The organism is Bradyrhizobium sp. USDA 4473, from assembly GCF_054063335.1.
This window is the reverse complement of record NZ_JBSSGE010000001.1, coordinates 7433628-7450384: the sequence shown is the minus strand read 5'-3', so window position 1 is coordinate 7450384 and position 16757 is coordinate 7433628. Positions and strand designations below refer to the sequence as shown.

11 protein-coding genes are annotated in these 16757 nt (G+C 64.4%); 10 read left to right on the top strand and 1 reads right to left on the bottom strand.

What is annotated here, in order from left to right:
- Positions 1-131 precede the first annotated feature (131 nt).
- Together ACVW17_RS34890 and ACVW17_RS34885 are read left to right on the top strand one after the other, a co-directional pair.
- Positions 132-2555, top strand: coding sequence for a CaiB/BaiF CoA transferase family protein (locus ACVW17_RS34890; protein WP_456798533.1), 2424 nt, complete (start codon positions 132-134; stop codon positions 2553-2555).
- Between the two features lie 14 nt (positions 2556-2569).
- A complete protein-coding gene (locus ACVW17_RS34885; protein ID WP_456798532.1) occupies positions 2570-5884 on the top strand; it encodes a carboxyl transferase domain-containing protein in 3315 nt (1104 codons plus the stop codon).
- A 190-nt stretch (positions 5885-6074) separates the two neighbouring features.
- Here the strand turns inward: ACVW17_RS34885 and ACVW17_RS34880 are convergent, their stop codons facing one another.
- Positions 6075-7709, bottom strand: a complete 1635-nt coding sequence (locus tag ACVW17_RS34880) for a flavin-containing monooxygenase (protein ID WP_456798531.1) — start codon at positions 7707-7709, stop codon at positions 6075-6077.
- A gap of 379 nt (positions 7710-8088) precedes the next feature.
- Between ACVW17_RS34880 and ACVW17_RS34875 the strand changes: the two genes are divergently transcribed.
- The 8 genes from ACVW17_RS34875 (at position 8089) to ACVW17_RS34840 (ending at position 16743) form a co-directional block, all read left to right on the top strand.
- The gene (locus ACVW17_RS34875) at positions 8089-9690 is read left to right on the top strand and encodes a GMC family oxidoreductase (protein WP_456756113.1); all 1602 of its coding nucleotides are present in this window, start codon (positions 8089-8091) and stop codon (positions 9688-9690) included.
- A 7-nt stretch (positions 9691-9697) separates the two neighbouring features.
- Positions 9698-10147, top strand: a complete 450-nt coding sequence (locus ACVW17_RS34870) for a hypothetical protein (RefSeq protein WP_456798530.1) — start codon at positions 9698-9700, stop codon at positions 10145-10147.
- Between the two features lie 260 nt (positions 10148-10407).
- The gene (locus ACVW17_RS34865; RefSeq protein ID WP_456798529.1) at positions 10408-11442 is read left to right on the top strand and encodes a S1C family serine protease; all 1035 of its coding nucleotides are present in this window, start codon (positions 10408-10410) and stop codon (positions 11440-11442) included.
- Positions 11443-11857: 415 nt separating this feature from the next.
- On the top strand, positions 11858-12328 hold the full coding sequence (locus ACVW17_RS34860) for a DUF2147 domain-containing protein (protein WP_456756110.1): 471 nt from the start codon (positions 11858-11860) through the stop codon (positions 12326-12328).
- Between the two features lie 339 nt (positions 12329-12667).
- Positions 12668-13498 carry an oxidoreductase gene (locus tag ACVW17_RS34855; protein ID WP_456756109.1) on the top strand — a complete coding sequence of 277 codons (831 nt, stop codon included), beginning with the start codon at positions 12668-12670 and terminating at the stop codon, positions 13496-13498.
- 9 nt (positions 13499-13507) lie between these two features.
- Entirely contained in the window at positions 13508-14524 is a 1017-nt protein-coding gene (locus tag ACVW17_RS34850) for an AraC family transcriptional regulator ligand-binding domain-containing protein (RefSeq protein ID WP_456756108.1), read from the top strand.
- A gap of 92 nt (positions 14525-14616) precedes the next feature.
- Positions 14617-15762, top strand: a complete 1146-nt coding sequence (locus ACVW17_RS34845; RefSeq protein ID WP_456798528.1) for an L-dopachrome tautomerase-related protein — start codon at positions 14617-14619, stop codon at positions 15760-15762.
- Positions 15763-15894: 132 nt separating this feature from the next.
- Positions 15895-16743, top strand: coding sequence for an SDR family NAD(P)-dependent oxidoreductase (locus tag ACVW17_RS34840; RefSeq protein WP_456798527.1), 849 nt, complete (start codon positions 15895-15897; stop codon positions 16741-16743).
- The last annotated feature ends 14 nt before the right edge of the window (positions 16744-16757 follow it).

Here is a 16757-nt window from a genome sequence, read left to right as displayed (position 1 = left end):
CGAATGCGGGCTAATTCCGTCAAGCGGAAGAAAATTCCACTTGCATCACACTCGCCACGCGGCTTCAAGTTCATCCAACAAGAAAATTGAATCAGCCGTTGTCACCGGCTGGTTGCTTGTGGGGAAGCCTGATGGGCGTGTTGTCGCATCTGCGGATTGTCGAGATCGGAAGTGCGGCGGCGACGAGCTATTGTGCGCGGCTGTTTGCCGATTTCGGCGCTGATGTGCAGAAGGTCGAGCCGCCGGCGGGCGATCCGCTTCGCCGCACCGCGCCGCTGACGCCGCAAGGACACAGCGCATGGTTTGCGTTTCTCAACTTCAACAAATCGAGCGTCGTTCTCGACGGGAATGATGCCTCGCGGTTGCGCGAGCTGGTCGCTGACTGCGACATCCTGCTCGATGGGCGCGGCATCGATGCGGCTGACTGTCCCGACATCGATCTCGCTGCGATCAAGCAGAGCAATCCGGGCCTGATCCATCTCGACCTCGCCTGGTTCGGCGATCGCGGTCCCTATGCCGATTTCGCCGCGACGGATTCCACGATCCGCGCGCTCACGGGGCTCGTGAAGCTGGTCGGACCGGAGCAGGGACCGCCAATGCATGCGCCGGATTTCCAGACCGGGATCCTGGGCGGGCTGTGGGGCTTTATCGCCGCCGCCGCGTCGTTGCTCGGCCGCATGCAGGACGGGCGCGGGCGCGAAAGCCATCTCAGCCTGTTCGAGGCCTCTATCGCCGTCACCGAATACATCATGTTCGAGGCGTTCCAGCGCGGCGACATCATGCGGCGGATCGGCGTCAACCGGTTCTGGCCGACCTTTCCGGTCGGCATCTATGAGACCAGGCAAGGCTGGCTCGGCGTCACCACGGTGACCCCGGCGCAATGGCGTTCGTTCTGCGAGATGCTCGGGCTGAACGATTTGCGCGACGATCCGGCGTTGGTGATGGGTGTCGACCGGTTGCGCCATGTCGCCGAGATCGAGGCCAAGATCCTGCCGAGGCTGAAGCAGCGCACCGCGCAGGAATGGTTCGCCGAGGGCCTCAAGCGCAAGATTCCGATCGTGCCGGTGCCGGAGATCGCGGACCTCATCGCCGACGACGAGAAGCGTGCGCGGGGCGCGATCGTGCCGATCACGGTCGGCGACGAGGCCGGCTTTTCCGCCGGCACGATGCAACGATTGACCGCAACGCCGCCGCTGCGGGGCGGCCGCGTGCCCGATATCGGCGAGCAGCAGGCCGCGCGCGTCGCCGTGCCGTGCGTGCCGGTGCCCGCGGCGTCTGCGGCCAACCGCCTGCCGCTCGATGGCATCCGCGTCGTCGACTTCTCAATGGGCTGGGCCGGGCCGATCTGCACCCGCACGCTGGCCGATCTCGGCGCCGACGTCATCAAGATCGAGGCGACGCAATATCCGGATTGGTGGCGCGGCGTCGATCGCCGGCCGGCCTATGTGCTGGAGCAGATGTACGAGAAGTCGGTGCGCTACTGCATCATGAACCGCAACAAGCGCGGCATCACGCTCGACCTGACCCGGCCGAAGGGGCTTGCGCTGGCCAAGCGCCTGCTCGCCGATGCCGACCTCGTGGTCGACAATTACTCGGTCGAGGTGCTGCCCAAGCTCGGCCTCGGCTACGAGGTACTGAGCAAGCTCAACCCGAAGCTCGTGATGATGTCGATGTCGGCGTTCGGCGCCGGCAGCGTGCACCGCGACTGCCGCGCCTATGGCTCGACGCTGGAGCAGGGCTCCGGCCTGCCCAGCGTGGTCGGCGATCCCGGCGGTCCGCCGGTGATGAGCCACACCGCGTTCGGCGATGCCGTCGGCGGCCTCAACGGCGCCGCCGCGGTGCTGACCGCGCTGATCCACGCCAGGTTGACCGGGCAGGGCCAGTTCATCGATCTCGCGCAGATCGAGTGCATGATGCCGTTCGCCGCGCCCTGGATCGTCGCGCATTCGACCAGTGGCAAGGAGCCTGCGAAATACGGCAACCGCCATCCGGATTTCGTGCCGCATGGCTGCTTTCGCTGCGGCGGCGAGGACAATTGGATCGTGGTCGCGGTGTCCAATGATGCGATGTGGCCCAAGCTTGCGCGGCTGCTCGGCCGCGCGGACTGGGGGGCGGACGACGCGCTTAAGACCGCCGTCGGCCGCCGCGCCATCGAGGCCGAGATCGAGGCGGCGATCACGGCGTGGACCTCGGCCCGCGATGCGGACATGGCGATGACCGAGCTGCAAGCCCAAGGTGTCGCGTCCGGCGTGGCGCGGCTGCCGGTCGATTTGCTGCAAGACCCGCAGCTGCATGCCCGCGGCTTCATCCAGCAGGTCGACCGCGCCTTCATCGGACGGCATCCGCAGCCGTCGATGCCGTTCCGCGAAGGCGATGCGCCGTTTGCGATCCGCTCGGTGCCGCCGACGCTCGGCGAGCACAACCGCGAAATCCTCGGCGGCCAGCTCGGCCTCTCCGAGGCCGAGCTCGAGGAGCTTAGCCGCGAAGGCATCATCGGCACCGAGATGCTGATGGAGGAACAGTTGGTGAAAGCGAAGCAGCGGGCGGCGGGTTGACAGGTGGAATTGGGATGTCATTCAAGAAACTGTTGATTGCCAACCGCGGCGAGATCGCGATCCGGATTGCCCGCGCCGCCGGCGAAAGCGGCCTTGCCACGGTTGCGATCTATCCCGCCGACGACGCGGCCTCGCTGCATGTCCGCTCAGCCGATGAGGCGCGCGAGATTCCCGGCCATGGCGCGCGGGCGTATCTGGACATCGAGGCGGTCATCGCTGCGGCCAGGGCCGCCGGCTGCGACGCGCTGCATCCGGGCTATGGCTTCCTCAGCGAGAACACGGAGCTGGCGCGGCGCTGCGCCGAGGAGAAGATCGTCTTCGTCGGCCCGTCGCCGGAGGCGCTCGATCTGTTCGGCGATAAGGCCAGGGCAAAGGCGCTGGCGAAGACATGCAATGTGCCGATCATTGCCGGCACATCGGGTGCGACGTCGCTCGACGAGGCCAGGGCGTTCTTCGCCTCGCTCGGCGCCAATGCCGCCGTGATGATCAAGGCGATCGCCGGCGGCGGCGGGCGCGGCATGCGCGTAGTGGAGGACGCGGCGAAGCTCGATGAGGCCTATGCGCGCTGCCAGTCCGAGGCCAAGGCGGCGTTCGGCAGCGATGCCGTCTATGTCGAGCGGCTCATTCGGAAAGCCCGCCATATCGAGGTGCAGATCATCGGCGATCGTCATGGCGCGATCAGCCATCTCTGGGAGCGCGAATGCACCATCCAGCGCCGCAACCAGAAGCTGATCGAGGTGGCGCCGAGTCCGTCGCTGAGCGAGAGCCTGCGCGCGCGCATCATCGAGACGGCCAAACAACTCGCGACCGCCGCGCGCTACGACAATCTCGGCACCTTCGAATTCCTGGTCGATGACGAGGCAGAGGAAGGCAAAAGCGAAGGCGAGGGCGCCTTTGCCTTCATCGAGGCCAATCCGCGGCTTCAGGTCGAGCACACCGTCACCGAAGAGGTGCTCGGCATCGACCTGGTGCGGTCGCAGCTTGCGGTCGCCGCCGGCGCCACGCTGGCCTCGCTCGGGCTGGCGCAGTCAGCGGTGCCGCTGCCGCGCGGCTATGCGATGCAGCTCCGCGTCAACATGGAGGTGATGGACGAGAAGGGGCTGACAAAACCGACCGGCGGCACGCTCAGTGTGTTCGACCTGCCGTCGGGCCCCGGCGTCCGCGTCGATACGTTCGGCTATTCCGGCTACCGGACCAGCGCGGCGTTCGACTCGCTGCTGGCCAAGGTCATCGTGCATTCGCCGAGCCCGAAATGGTCTGACGTGGTGCACAAGGCGTCGCGCAGCTTGCGCGAATTCCGGATCGGCGGCGTCGCCACCAATATTCCGCTGCTCGGCGCCATCCTGGCGCACCAGAGCTTTGCGCGGAACAAGATCAGCACCAACTTCATCGACTCGCATGTCGCGGCGCTGGTCGGCGCGGCCGGCGATCTCACCGTACCATTGATCGAAGTAAGTGAAGCGGCTGCGACCAAGACCGTCACGGTCGAGGTTGCGCCCGAAGGCTCGCTTCCGGTACCGGCACCGCTACAGGGCACGATCGTGGCGATCGAGGTTGCGGAGGGCGATCTGGTTCGTCCCGGCCAGCAGATCGCGGTGCTGGAATCGATGAAGATGGAGCATCTCGTCACCGCGCCGCATGGCGGCCGGGTGACGAAGATCGCCGGCGGCCCCGGCGTCACTCTGATGCATGGCGAGCCGATCCTGTTCCTGGAGCCGGCCGAGGTCGATGGTCATCATGCAGCGGAGGAAACCGCGATCGATCTCGATCACATCCGTCCTGACCTCGCCGAGCTGATCGCACGCAAGGCGATCACGCTGGACGAGAACCGCCCGGCCTCGGTGGAGCGGCGGCGCAAGACCAACCAGCGCACCGCGCGCGAGAACATCGCGCAGCTGGTCGATGAGGGCTCGTTCGTCGAATACGGCTCGCTCGCGATCGCGGCGCAGCGCCGCCGCCGCAAGGTCGAGGACCTGATCAAGAATACGCCGGCCGACGGCCTGATCGCGGGTGTCGCGACCGTCAACGCGAAAGACTTCGGCGCCGACGGCGCGCGCTGCATGGTGATCTCCTACGACTACACCGTGCTCGCCGGCACGCAAGGCCACATGAACCACAAGAAGATCGACCGCATGCTCGGGCTTGCCGAGCAGTGGCGGATGCCGCTGGTGTTCTACGCCGAAGGCGGCGGCGGCCGTCCCGGCGATACCGACCGGCTCGGCATGACCGGGCTCGACGGCCCGTCCTTCGTGCAGTTCGCAAAACTCTCCGGCCTCGTGCCGGTGGTCGGCGTGGTCTCGGGCTATTGCTTCGCCGGCAACGCCGCGATGCTCGGCGTGTGCGACGTCATCATCGCCACCAAAAATGCCTCGATCGGCATGGGTGGCCCCGCGATGATCGAAGGCGGCGGGCTCGGCGTCTATCATCCGGCCGAGGTCGGCCCGGTCTCGTTCCAGTCGCCGAACGGCGTGATCGACATCCTGGTCGAGGACGAGGAAGCGGCCACCACGGTGGCGCAGAAATATTTGTCCTACTTCCAGGGCGCGGTGGCCGATTGGAAGGCGCCGGACCAGCGGCTGCTGCGCCGCGCGATCCCCGAAAATCGGCTACGGGTCTACGACATCCGCAACGTGATCGACCTGATCGCCGACGAGGGCTCGGTGCTGGAGATCCGCAGGGATTTCGGCGTCGGCATGATCACGGCGTTCATCCGCATCGAGGGCAGGCCGTTCGGCCTGATCGCCAACAATCCGAAGCACCTCGGCGGCGCGATCGACGCCCCCGCGGGCGACAAGGCCGCACGCTTCATGCAGCTGTGCGACGCCTTCGACATCCCGATCGTGTCGCTGTGCGACACGCCGGGCTTCATGGTCGGCCCCGAGGCCGAGAAGACCGCGATCGTGCGCCATGTCGCGCGGATGTTCGTCACCGGCGCCAGCATCACGGTGCCGCTGTTCGGTGTGGTGCTGCGCAAGGGCTACGGTCTCGGCGCGCAATCGATGATCGGCGGCGGCTTCCATGCCTCGTTCTTCACGGTGGCCTGGCCGACCGGTGAATTCGGCGGCATGGGCCTCGAAGGCTATGTCCGGCTCGGCTTCCGCAAGGAGATGGAGGCGATCGCGGATCCGGTCGAGCGCGAGAAATATTTCCAGACCAAGGTCGCCGAGCTCTACGCCAACGGCAAGGCGGTCTCGATCGCTTCGGTGCTGGAGATCGACGAGGTGATCGATCCCGCCGACACGCGGCACTGGATCATGGCGGGCTTGCGCTCGGTGCCGAAGGTAGAGCCGCGGACGACGCGGAAGCGCCCGTGTATCGATGCGTGGTGATGATCTCTTCGCACCGTCATTCCGGGGCTCGCCGCAGGCGAGAGCCCGGAATCCATCGGGCCGCACAACTTGTGGAGGAAAGATTCCGGGCTCGTGCTTCGCACGCCCCGGAATGACGAGTCAAACTCAGTACGTCGCCCCGGCCAAGGCCGGGGGTGGGTGTGGCTCGCGCTTCGCGTCAATACGCGCGCTACCCCAACCGCAACTCCGCATATCCCGCCGCCGCCACCGCATCGCATCGCGCGCGATAGGCCGGCGCGCTGCCGCTGTAGCGGGCGACGATGCGCCTCTGCTTGCCGTCGACGTTGCGGTTGATGCCGGTCATCCAGGAATCGACCTCGTTGGAGAGCAGGCCGACCCCAAGCGCCTTGACGTGATCGGTCCAGGCGAGAGTCCCCTCCGGCGTCGCATCGAGGAAGGTCAGGCCTTTTTCCTGGGCGAAGCGGAGCAGGCCGGTGACCCAGTCGACGCTGTATTCGATGCTGCGCGGAATGTTGCCGAGCGCGGTGTGCGGGCCCATCAGCATCATCATGTTGGGGAAGCCGTCGACCATCAGCCCGAGATAGGTTTCCGGCCCGTGGGTCCATTTTTCTTTCAACCGGGCGCCGTGCGCGCCGCGGATATCGATCCTATCGAAGCTGCCGGTGATGGCATCGAAGCCGGTGGCGTAGATGATGATGTCGAAGGCGTAGTCCTTGTCGGTGGTGCGGATGCCCTCAAGCGTGATCCGCTCGATCGGCGTCGCCTTGAGATCGACCAGCTCGACATTGTCGCGGTTGTAGACCTCGTAATAGAAAGTCTCGAGCGGCAGCCGCCGCGTGCCAAAACCGTGGTTGGTCGGGATCAGCATCTCCGCGACCTTCGGGTCCCTGACGCGCTCGCGGATCTTGCGCGCGACGAAATCGCTGATCGTCGCGTTCGCCGCGCGGTCGGTCAGGATATCCTTGAAATTGCCCTGCCAGATGCCGAAGCCGCGCTCGCCATAGAGCTTTTCGTAAAACGCCTCGCGCTCGGCGTCGCTGACCTCGAACGCGCCGCGCGGATCGGGCGTATGCACGAAGCAGGCAAAGGTCTCCTTGCAGCGCGCGAAGATCTCGCCATAGCCGGCCTTGATCTTCGCCTGCGTTTCCGCGTCGATCTTGCCGTTGTGCAGCGGTGCTGCCCAGTTGGCGGTGCGCTGGAATACGGTGAGGTGGCCGACTTCGCCGGCGATGGTCTGGATGGTCTGGATGCCGGTCGCGCCGGTGCCGATCACGGCGACCCGCTTGCCGGTGAAATCGACCTTCCCTTTTGGCCAACGCGCGGTGTGAAACGATTGTCCCTTGAAATCGTCGATGCCCTCGACGCGGGGCAGGGTCGGCGTCGACAAGGGTCCGATCGCGGTGATCAGGAAGCGGCAGCTATGCTGCGCACCGCCCTCCAGCGTAACCTGCCAGCTCCGCGCCTCGTCCTGGTAGATCGCGGATACGACGCGACTCTCGAACTGGATGTCGCGGCGCAGGTCGAACTTGTCGGCGACATGGTTGCAGTAGCGCAAGGTCTCGGGCTGGCCGGCAAAATGCTCCGACCATTCCCATTCCTCGAGCAGCTCCTTCGAAAACGAGTAGCCGTAGGAATAGCTTTCGGAATCGAAGCGCGCGCCGGGATACCGGTTCCAGTACCAGGTGCCCCCGACGCCGGTGCCGGCCTCGAACACGCGCGCCGAAAGACCGAGCTCGCGCAGCCGGTACAGCTGATACATGCCGGACAGGCCGGCGCCGATGATGATGACGTCGTAGTCCAGCGCAGCCGTCTGGGCGGTTTCGTCCTGGCGCGATGCGGCCACCTGTCGTTGCTCCCCGATCGGTTGATCGCCGCCAAGGCTAGCCGGACTTTCCGCTGCGGACAAACATCGAAGCGCGGGGCAGCCATCGCGATTTGCCGGGGTGCGGGCGCGCGGTTCGCGCGCGGCATTCCGTGCCGCGGACGTCCGCCGCATGGCTTTACTCGGCCGCGGAATTGCCTCTATCGTCGGCTCAACACCAAAAGGCTCTATTCCAATTTCATCCGCGGTATACGAAGCTTGCCGGTGAGAATCGTCGATTGAGGCATTACCTCCATCTCCGTCATTGCGAGCGAAGCGAAGCAATCCATTTCACCGCTTGCGGAGGCATGGATTGCTTCGTCGCTTCGCTCCTCGCAATGACGAAAGGGGCCACCAAGGAATGAAGAACGATCCCGTTGACGTCCTGATCATCGGTGCCGGCGCCTCCGGCGCCGCGGTGGCCTGGAGCCTCGCCGATACCAGGATGCATATCCTCTGCCTCGATCAGGGCGGCTGGATGAATCCATCCGAATATCCCAGCACCGGGCGCGACTGGGAGGCGAAATTTTTCGGCGAGTGGTCGTCCAGCCCCAACATCCGCAAGCGGCCCGAAGACTACCCGATCAACGACGACGATTCGCCGATCAAGGTCGTCAATTTCAACGCGGTCGGCGGCTCGACGGTGATGTACACCGCGCACTGGCCGCGGCTGCATCCGTCCGACTTCAAGGTCAGGACACTGGACGGCGTCGCCGACGACTGGCCGATCGATTACGACGCGCTGACGCCGTTCTTCGAGGAGAACGATCGCATGATGGGCACCTCGGGCCTGTCGGGCGATCCGCTGTCGCCGCTGTCGCATCCGCCGATGCCGCCGCAGCCGCTCGGCCTGTCCGGCCCGTTGATCGGCAAGGCCATGAACAAGCTCGGCTGGCACTGGTGGCCGTCCGACACGACGGTGGCGACGACGGATTACGAGGGCAGGGCGCGCTGCATCAATCTCGGCCATTGCACGCCGGCCTGCGCGCAGGGCGCCAAATCCTCGACCGACATCACCTACTGGCCGCACGCGATCCGCGCCGGGGTCGAGGTCAAGACCCATTGCCGGGTGCGCGAGATCCTGACCAATGAGCACGGCATGGCCTCCGGTGTTGTCTATTACGACAAGGACGGCGTCGAGCAATTCCAGCCGGCCGAGGTCGTGATCGTCGCCTGCAACGGCGTCGGCACGCCGCGGCTGCTGCTCAACTCGGTCTCGGGAAAATTCCCCAATGGCTTGGCCAATTCGTCCGGCCTGGTCGGCAAGAACCTGATGTTCCATCCCTATGCGCAGATCTACGGCTATGTCGCCGAGCCGACCGACAGCAACCGCGCGCCGCCGACCTGCCTGTGGAGCAAGGAGTGGTATGACACCGATCTGTCGCGCGGCTTCGTCCGCGGCTACGGCGTCCAGTTCGTCCGCGGTGCCGGCCCGGTGTTCGAGGCGGTGACGAGCGAGCAGAAGGGCATCCTGCCCTGGGGCAGGGATCATCATCGCGCCTTCCGCAAGCTGAATGGCCACCGGCTCGGCTTCTCGGCGATCTGCGAGGATCTCCCCGAGGAGCACAACCGCGTCACGCTCGATCCCGTGCTGAAGGACGGCCACGGCATTCCGGCGCCGAAGATCGACTACACGATCAGCGAGAACAGCCGGAAGATGATGGACCACGCGCTGGCGCGCGGCCGCGAATTCCTCGAAGCTGCCGGCGCGACCGATCTCTGCGTCAATGCGCCGATCCCCTGGGGCGGCTGGCATCTGCTCGGCACCGCGCGGATGGGCACCGATCCGGCGCGCTCCGTGGTCAATGAATGGGGCCGCTCGCACGACGTGAAGAACCTGTTCATCGTCGACGGCAGCATCTTCGTCACCTCGGGCGGCGTGAACCCGACCTCGACCATCCAGGCCCTTGCGCTCTACATCGCCGACCAGATGAAGCAGCGCCTCGCCAACCTGTTCGATTGAGACCGTCATGTCCGATGCAAAACAACTGACCGCAGCCCAGCGCGCCGATCTCCGCACCGTCGCCGCGATGATCGTGCCCGAAAGCGACGAGTACATGGTGCCGGGCGCTGACGATGCCGCGATCCAGGCCGACCTGCTGGCCACGCTCGGCCGCGACACCGCGCTGGTCGCGCAGGCGCTGGACCATCTGGCAACGCTTGCGGGCCAGCCGCTCGCGGAGCTCGACGAGGCCAGGCGCAATGCGGTGGCGCAGGAGTTTCGTAAGCTCGGCGGCGCAGCCGCCGCGACGCTCGTCCGCGTCGTGCTGCAATGCTACTACCGCGACGACCGGGTGCTGCGCGCGCTCGGGCTTGAGCTGCGCGCGCCGTTTCCAAAAGGCCATGTGCTGCCGGACGGCGACTGGTCGCTGCTCGATCCGGTCAGGGCACGCGGCGGGGTGCTGCGGCGGGCGGTCTAGTGTTGCGTCCTTGACGGTCCATTCCGTCACTCCGGGGCGCGACGAAGTCGCGAACCTCAGATGCGCAATCGCGCATCGGGGAATCCAGAGGTCGTACATCGAGATTCCGGGTTCTCGCTTCGCGAGCCCCGGAATGGCACTGAGGGCAATCGCGCGTCAGAGACGCAGCCCTAGCCAGCCGGGCAGGGTTGCGCGGGGGACGTAACCACTTGCGGCGCGGGGAGCCGGTCACCATCTGAGGTGACCAAAGGATTCTCGCCATGCTGGATTTTACCTCGGATGCCGCCGCTGACACGCCGTCGGCGGCGCCGGCCGATGCTGCCCAAGATGCTGCTCAAGCCAACGACCGGGCCTTGCTGGATGCCTATTCCAATGCCGTGATCGACGTCACCGACCGCGTCGGCCCGGCCGTGGTCCGGGTCGAAACCGGGCCGAAACTGCGCAATGCGCGCGAGCGCGGCGGGCTCGGCTCGGGCATCGTGATCTCGCCCGACGGCTTCGTGCTGACCAACAGCCACGTCGTTGGATCCTCGAAGGAGATCCGGCTGCGCGACACCGAGGGCTTCGTCACCGATGCCCATGTGCTCGGCGTCGATCCCGACACCGACCTCGCGCTGCTGCGCGCCGATGGCGCGCGCGATCTGCCCTACGCCTCGCTCGGCAATTCCAAGACCTTGCGGCGCGGCCAGCTCGTGGTCGCGATCGGCAATCCGCTCGGCTTCGAATCGACGGTGACCGCCGGCGTGGTGTCGGCGCTCGGCCGCTCGATCCGCTCGGTCAGCGGGCGCACCATCGAGGACGTGATCCAGACCGACGCCGCGCTCAATCCCGGCAATTCCGGCGGGCCGCTGGTGTCGTCGAACGGCGAGGTGATCGGCATCAACACCGCGATCATCAGCGGCGCGCAGGGCATCTGCTTTGCGGTCGCCAGCAACACCGCGCAGTTCGTGCTGTCGGAAATCATCCGCCACGGCTATGTCCGCCGCGCCTATATCGGCGTCGCGGGGCAAACCGCGCCGGTGCCGCGGCGCCATGCGGTGCTCGCCGGCGTCGAGAACAAGATGGGCGCGCTGCTGATGCAGATCGAGCCCGACAGCCCGGCCTCGCGCGCGAGCCTGCTGCCGGGCGACGTGGTCATCAAGCTCGACGGCATCGAGATCAACGGCGTCGACGACCTGATCCGCGCGCTCGATCACAGCCGGATCGACCGCACCCTCTCGATGGACGTGCTCCGCCTCGGCCGCCTCCGCGCGATCGAGATCCATCCGATCGGAAGGAAGCCTGCGAAGCAGTGACGATGGCGTTGTTCGCCGCGCGCGTGATGCACTCTCTCCCTCATGTCCGCCATAGCCTTCGAAGGCGTGTGGGAGAGCGTGGCGAAATCGAGCGGGGCGAGATGAAGCCGGGTGAGGGGTTCTATCCGCGAGCTCATTTGCGGAGAGAACCCCTCATCCGGCGCTGCGCGCCACCTTCTCCCATGCAGCCTGCTCTGATGGCGTCACGCGCGATTCGATTGGCGCGATTTGTCACTGCCCCACCTTCTGAGAAAATCTAGATTCAGCGCGCTCGCAGCGAAACAACCTTGAAACTGTGGGCAGACTGATCGGACGAAGTTCGCTCCGTCGGCTTTTTGTCGTGGCTTCGCATGATAGCCCTTTGCTCGCTCATGCAAGCCATTCCGCAACGGTCCCTCAAAGTCAAAGGACGCCTATGCAAGCATCCCGGTATACCCGTCGCGCCGCGCTGGCGCTGGCACTTGCTACCTCAACCCTGTTCCTGACGCCCGCAGCCGATGCCGAACCGTCGCCGGCCGATGCGCTGGTCGGGATCTGGGAGGCTGACGACGGCACAGTGAAGCTCGATATGTTCAAGGCCGGATCGGAATTCCAGGCGCGCATGCTCTACGGCAACGAGATCGTGGAGGCCGACAACGTCACCTTCAAGAAGGACACGCAGAACCCGGACCCTGCGCTGCGTTCGCGCTCGCTCAAGAACATCGTGTTCATCACGGGCCTGCGCTGGAGTGACGGCGAGTGGAGCGGCGGGACGATCTACGATGCCTCTTCCGGTCGTACCTACAACTGCAAGGCTGAGATCAAGGATGGGAAGATGGGCTTGCGGGGCTATCTCGGCATTCCGGCGATGGGGCAGACGCGTACGTTTCATCGGGTTCGCAGCTAACCCGATGAAAACACCAATCACGCAATTGATCCGGGGCGGCGCCTAGCGGCTCCGGCACGGGCTCCGTGAGAGCGTTGGGCGCATGCACAATATGCTGTTCGCGGTCTTGCTCGATCTCGGCCCGATCGGCGGATCGGCTTGTCGTGCCTTGGCGCGAAATCGCTGCGCGCCCAGTCGGCTGAGTCGCGCAACCATTGGCTAATCATATGATTTAATTGACGGTTTCCTGCTGGGCGTCGCTGGCAACAAATGGCGTGATGTGCAAGTCTATTGGCGGGCTTCGACAGTGTGTGGCGACCCGAAAGCCCTAAGTTGGGCTGCACACTGTGAGAGGTTACGATGAACGATAGACGGAAAAGGACAGCGCTTGTGACCGGGGCATCTTCCGGCATGGGCAAGGAAATTGCAAAGCGCCTGATCAAGGATGGCTTCCACGTCTTTGTCGCGGCGCGACACACCGACAAGATGAACGATCTCGTCAAGCTCGGCGCGCGCGCGTTGCGCATGGACATTTCCAACGAGGAAGAAATCAAGGCGACGGTCGACACCATCCTGAATGAGGCTGGTGGCGTTGACGTGCTCGTCAACAATGCCGGCTTTGGGCTCTACGGCCCGGTCGAGGAAATCGGTATCGAAGAAGCGCGCTACCAGTTCGAGGTGAACCTGTTCGGCGCGGCGCGCTTGACGCAGCTTCTGCTCCCGAGCATGCGGGCCAAGCGTTCCGGAACAATCGTCAACATCACTTCCATGGGCGGCAAGATTTATACGCTGCTCGGGGCCTGGTATCACGCGACGAAGCACGCACTTGAAGGATGGTCCGATTGTCTTCGGCTCGAACTTGCTCCCTTCGGCATCAAGGTGGTCATCATCGAGCCCGGCCTGATCGAGACAGGCTTCGGCAACGTGGTCGCCAACGGCTTGCTGAAACGTTCTGGCTCGGGACCGTATGCCAGGCAGACCGAAGCGGTCGCGAAGTCGACGGTTGACGCCTATGGTCAGGGCCGCGGCACGAATCCGACCGTGATTGCCGACGTCGTGTCCAAAGCCGTGAAGGCGCCGAAACCGCGTACGCGCTATGTCGCCGGCAAGTACGCCCTGCCCATGATCAAGATCCGCGAATGGTTCGGCGACCGCATGTTCGATCGCGTGATCATGAGCCAGATGCGCTAGGACGGGGCAATGAGCGCAGCGACAGCAGATCGGTGCAAAGTGCCAAAGGCCTTCTGGCAGAGCGTCGAGCATATCGGCGTGTCGCCAGCCGCGCTGTTGAGGCAAGCGCGCCTTCCAGCTACTTTGCACTTGAGCGAACAAGCACAGGTCACGACGGCGCAATACTTCACGTTGTGGCGGGCGTTGGAGGAATTGAAGCCGGAGCCGGGCCTTGGCCTTACGCTCGTCCAGCAAACGGATACGGCCGTGCACCCGCCATCGAGCCTCGCTGCGTTCTATGCGCGGGACTACCGCGACGGTTTGCTCCGCATCGCGCGATTTAAGCGCCTCTGTTCGCCCGAACAAGTGCGTGTGGCGCAAGGCAAGGAGGAATGTGCGGTCACGGTCGAATGGCCATACGCGACCGAGGCCGAGCCTGCGATCTCAACGGATGTGACCTTTGCTTCACTCGTAGAACTTGGGCGCCGAGGCACCGGGCAGTCGCTTGCTCCCTTGCGTGTCGAACTGGTTCGTGAGCGTCCCAAGAACGATGTTTATCAGAGGTATTTCGAATGCCCGGTTCGCTTTGGTGCTGCGCAGAGCCGGCTTATCCTGAAGCCGTCCGACCTCGATCGTCCGTTTCCCGGGCATAATCAAGAACTCCTCGAAATCCTCACCCCGGCACTGGCTTCAGCACTCGGCGAGCTGCAAGCGCGCAGCTCGATCAAGGAACAGGTGAAGGTTGTTCTCAAAAGAAGCCTCGCGAGCGGGCGGCCGGAGCTATCGGACGTGGCGCGCGATCTCGGCTTGAGCGAACGCACGCTGCAACGAAGGATCACCGAAGAAGGTGCGAGCTTCCGCGAACTGCTTGCCGAAGCGCGGCAAGAACTCGGACGGCAGCTTCTCCTCGACCCTTCCGCTGAGATCGATGAGGTGGCCTGTCTGCTCGGCTACCAGGATACAAGCTCCTTCTATCGCGCATTCCGGGACCGGGAAGGCGTGACGCCCAGCCGCTGGCGGGAATTGAGGAGCGACAAACTTCACTAATTAGGCATTTAAGACATCGAGCATGGAGGCAGCCGCCGGGTGCGGCTTCTCCATGAACGTCGGAGGCTTCCCACTGCTCAGGAGCAGACAATATGAAGAAAATATCAAGTCGTCGTATTCTCCTTTGCCTTGCCACCGCTCTGATGCTGGCGATTTTGGGCCCGCTGGCGTTCGTCAAAATCGGGCACGGTCGGGGCACGCCCTATCCGGATATCGGCTCGGACAATCCGGAGGGCCTTGCAAAGCTCGAGACGCTCATCACCCTCGATTATCCTCCGGGCAATGTGGCTGTCGCAAACGATGGCCATGTTTATTTCAACTATCATCCGATCGCGCGCGCGAGCCGGTTCTCGCCGAACACGGTATTCGAATGGGCTGACGGCAAGATCACGCCGTTCCCGTCCAAAGAAATGCAGAAGGAGTTTCAAGGCAGTTTCGGCATGACCATCGACAACCAGAAGCGCATCTGGTTGATCGAGCCGGCGAGCTTCGATTTTCAACACACCCGCTTGTGGGCGTTCGACCTCGCGACACGCAAGCGTGTCGACTATTTCGAGTTCCCCGGCAAGGATGCGCAATTCGCGCAGGATTTGCGCGTTACCGCCGACGGCAAATACATCGTCCTCGCCGACACCGGCATCATGCGGTTCACGGCACCGAAGCTGATCGTCTATTCGGTCGCTGATCACGCGTACCGGACCGCGCTGGGAGCGCATCCGTGCACCTCGCCCGAAGACTGGTTGATGCAAACGCCGTTTGGCGCGTATCGCCTGGGCTTCGGACTTGTGAACGTCGCGGTCGGTCTTGATGGCATCGAAATCAGCCGGGATCAGCAATGGGTCTACCTTGCGGGCATGACGAATTCACATCTTTGCCGGGTGCCCCTTTCAGCCGTGCTCGATCCCACGATCGCTCCGTCGGATGTTGCCAGCAAGGTGGAAGATCTCGGGCGCAAACCCCTCAGCGACGGCATCAGCACGGACAAGGCGGGCGATGTCATTCTGACCGATGTCGAGCATGGCGGCCTCATGGCGTTTGATCTCAATACCAGGAAGGCCAGGACGCTCGTGCGCTCGCGTGACGTGATTTGGCCCGATGGGGTCGTGACGGGGCCCGATGACTCGCTCTATTTCACGGACAGCGCACTTTCGGCCTACATGGGTCAGCTCGCGGGACCGCCCGACCAGGCGCAACTGGCCGCACATCGACCGTATTTCATCTACCGCCTCAAACGCTAAGCACTGCACGTCTGCTGCATTATCGTTGGCGTTTGCCGCAAGTTCATTGGCGCGGTTGGTCACTGCCGATTGCGGGAGCCATCACTAAAACAGCGGCGGCAGATCAAGCGCTCTTCACGGAAGGAACATCGTATGTCTGACAAAATCTGGTTCATCACGGGCGCATCGCGCGGTTTTGGTCGCATCTGGACCGAAGCCGCGCTCAAGCGGGGCGACAAGGTCGCAGCCACCGCACGCATTGCGGCGGACCTTACCGACCTTACGGAACGCTTTGGAGAAAACGTGCTGCCGTTGTCGCTTGACGTGACCGACCCCCATGCGGTTCGGAATGCCGTTACGCGAGCCTACGGGCATTTCGGAAGGCTGGATGTCGTTCTCAACAACGCCGGCTATGCCCTGGTCAGCGCGATCGAGGAAGCCGACGAGACCGAGGTTCGGGCCGAGTTCGACACCAATTTCTTCGGCTCGCTCCGCGTGATCCAGGCCGCGCTCCCGATCTTGCGCCGTCAGCGTCGTGGTCACATCATCGGTGTATCCAGCGTGGCCGGAATCGTCGCGGGTCCTATCACGGGTTTCTACAACGCTTCGAAGTTCGCGCTCGAAGCACTCCATGACAGTCTGTCACAAGAGGTCGAGCACTTCGGGATCAAGGTGACGGTGCTTGAACCCGGCGCCTACGCGACAGGGTTTGCCAGCATGGCCTCGCTCAGGATCGCAACCGCGATCGAGGCTTACAGCGCGACGAGGGCGGAAGTCTTCGCGGCAGGCGCGGCAAGCCCGTTCGGCGATCCGGCGGCGACGGCGGATGCGATCCTGAAGATCGTCGACGCCGAGAATCCTCCCCTGCGTTTCTTCGTGGGTACCGAGGGTATGCCGCGCGCCCGGGCCGCCTACGCCGAACGCCTCAAGACGTGGGAAGCATGGGAGACGGTTTCAAACGCCGCGCAAGGTGAAGCACGGCAACACAACATCGCGTCCTGACCGGTCAACGCAAG

Bases quoted from the DNA above. Each gene is read 5' to 3' on its own strand.
- ACVW17_RS34840 (WP_456798527.1), top strand. From the start codon at position 15,895: ATGTCTGACAAAATCTGGTTCATCACGGGCGCATCGCGCGGTTTTGGT.
- ACVW17_RS34870 (WP_456798530.1), top strand. From the start codon at position 9,698: ATGTCCGATGCAAAACAACTGACCGCAGCCCAGCGCGCCGATCTCCGC.
- ACVW17_RS34885 (WP_456798532.1), top strand. From the start codon at position 2,570: ATGTCATTCAAGAAACTGTTGATTGCCAACCGCGGCGAGATCGCGATC.
- ACVW17_RS34865 (WP_456798529.1), top strand. From the start codon at position 10,408: ATGCTGGATTTTACCTCGGATGCCGCCGCTGACACGCCGTCGGCGGCG.
- ACVW17_RS34860 (WP_456756110.1), top strand. From the start codon at position 11,858: ATGCAAGCATCCCGGTATACCCGTCGCGCCGCGCTGGCGCTGGCACTT.
- ACVW17_RS34875 (WP_456756113.1), top strand. From the start codon at position 8,089: ATGAAGAACGATCCCGTTGACGTCCTGATCATCGGTGCCGGCGCCTCC.
- ACVW17_RS34855 (WP_456756109.1), top strand. From the start codon at position 12,668: ATGAACGATAGACGGAAAAGGACAGCGCTTGTGACCGGGGCATCTTCC.
- ACVW17_RS34850 (WP_456756108.1), top strand. From the start codon at position 13,508: ATGAGCGCAGCGACAGCAGATCGGTGCAAAGTGCCAAAGGCCTTCTGG.
- ACVW17_RS34890 (WP_456798533.1), top strand. From the start codon at position 132: ATGGGCGTGTTGTCGCATCTGCGGATTGTCGAGATCGGAAGTGCGGCG.
- ACVW17_RS34845 (WP_456798528.1), top strand. From the start codon at position 14,617: ATGAAGAAAATATCAAGTCGTCGTATTCTCCTTTGCCTTGCCACCGCT.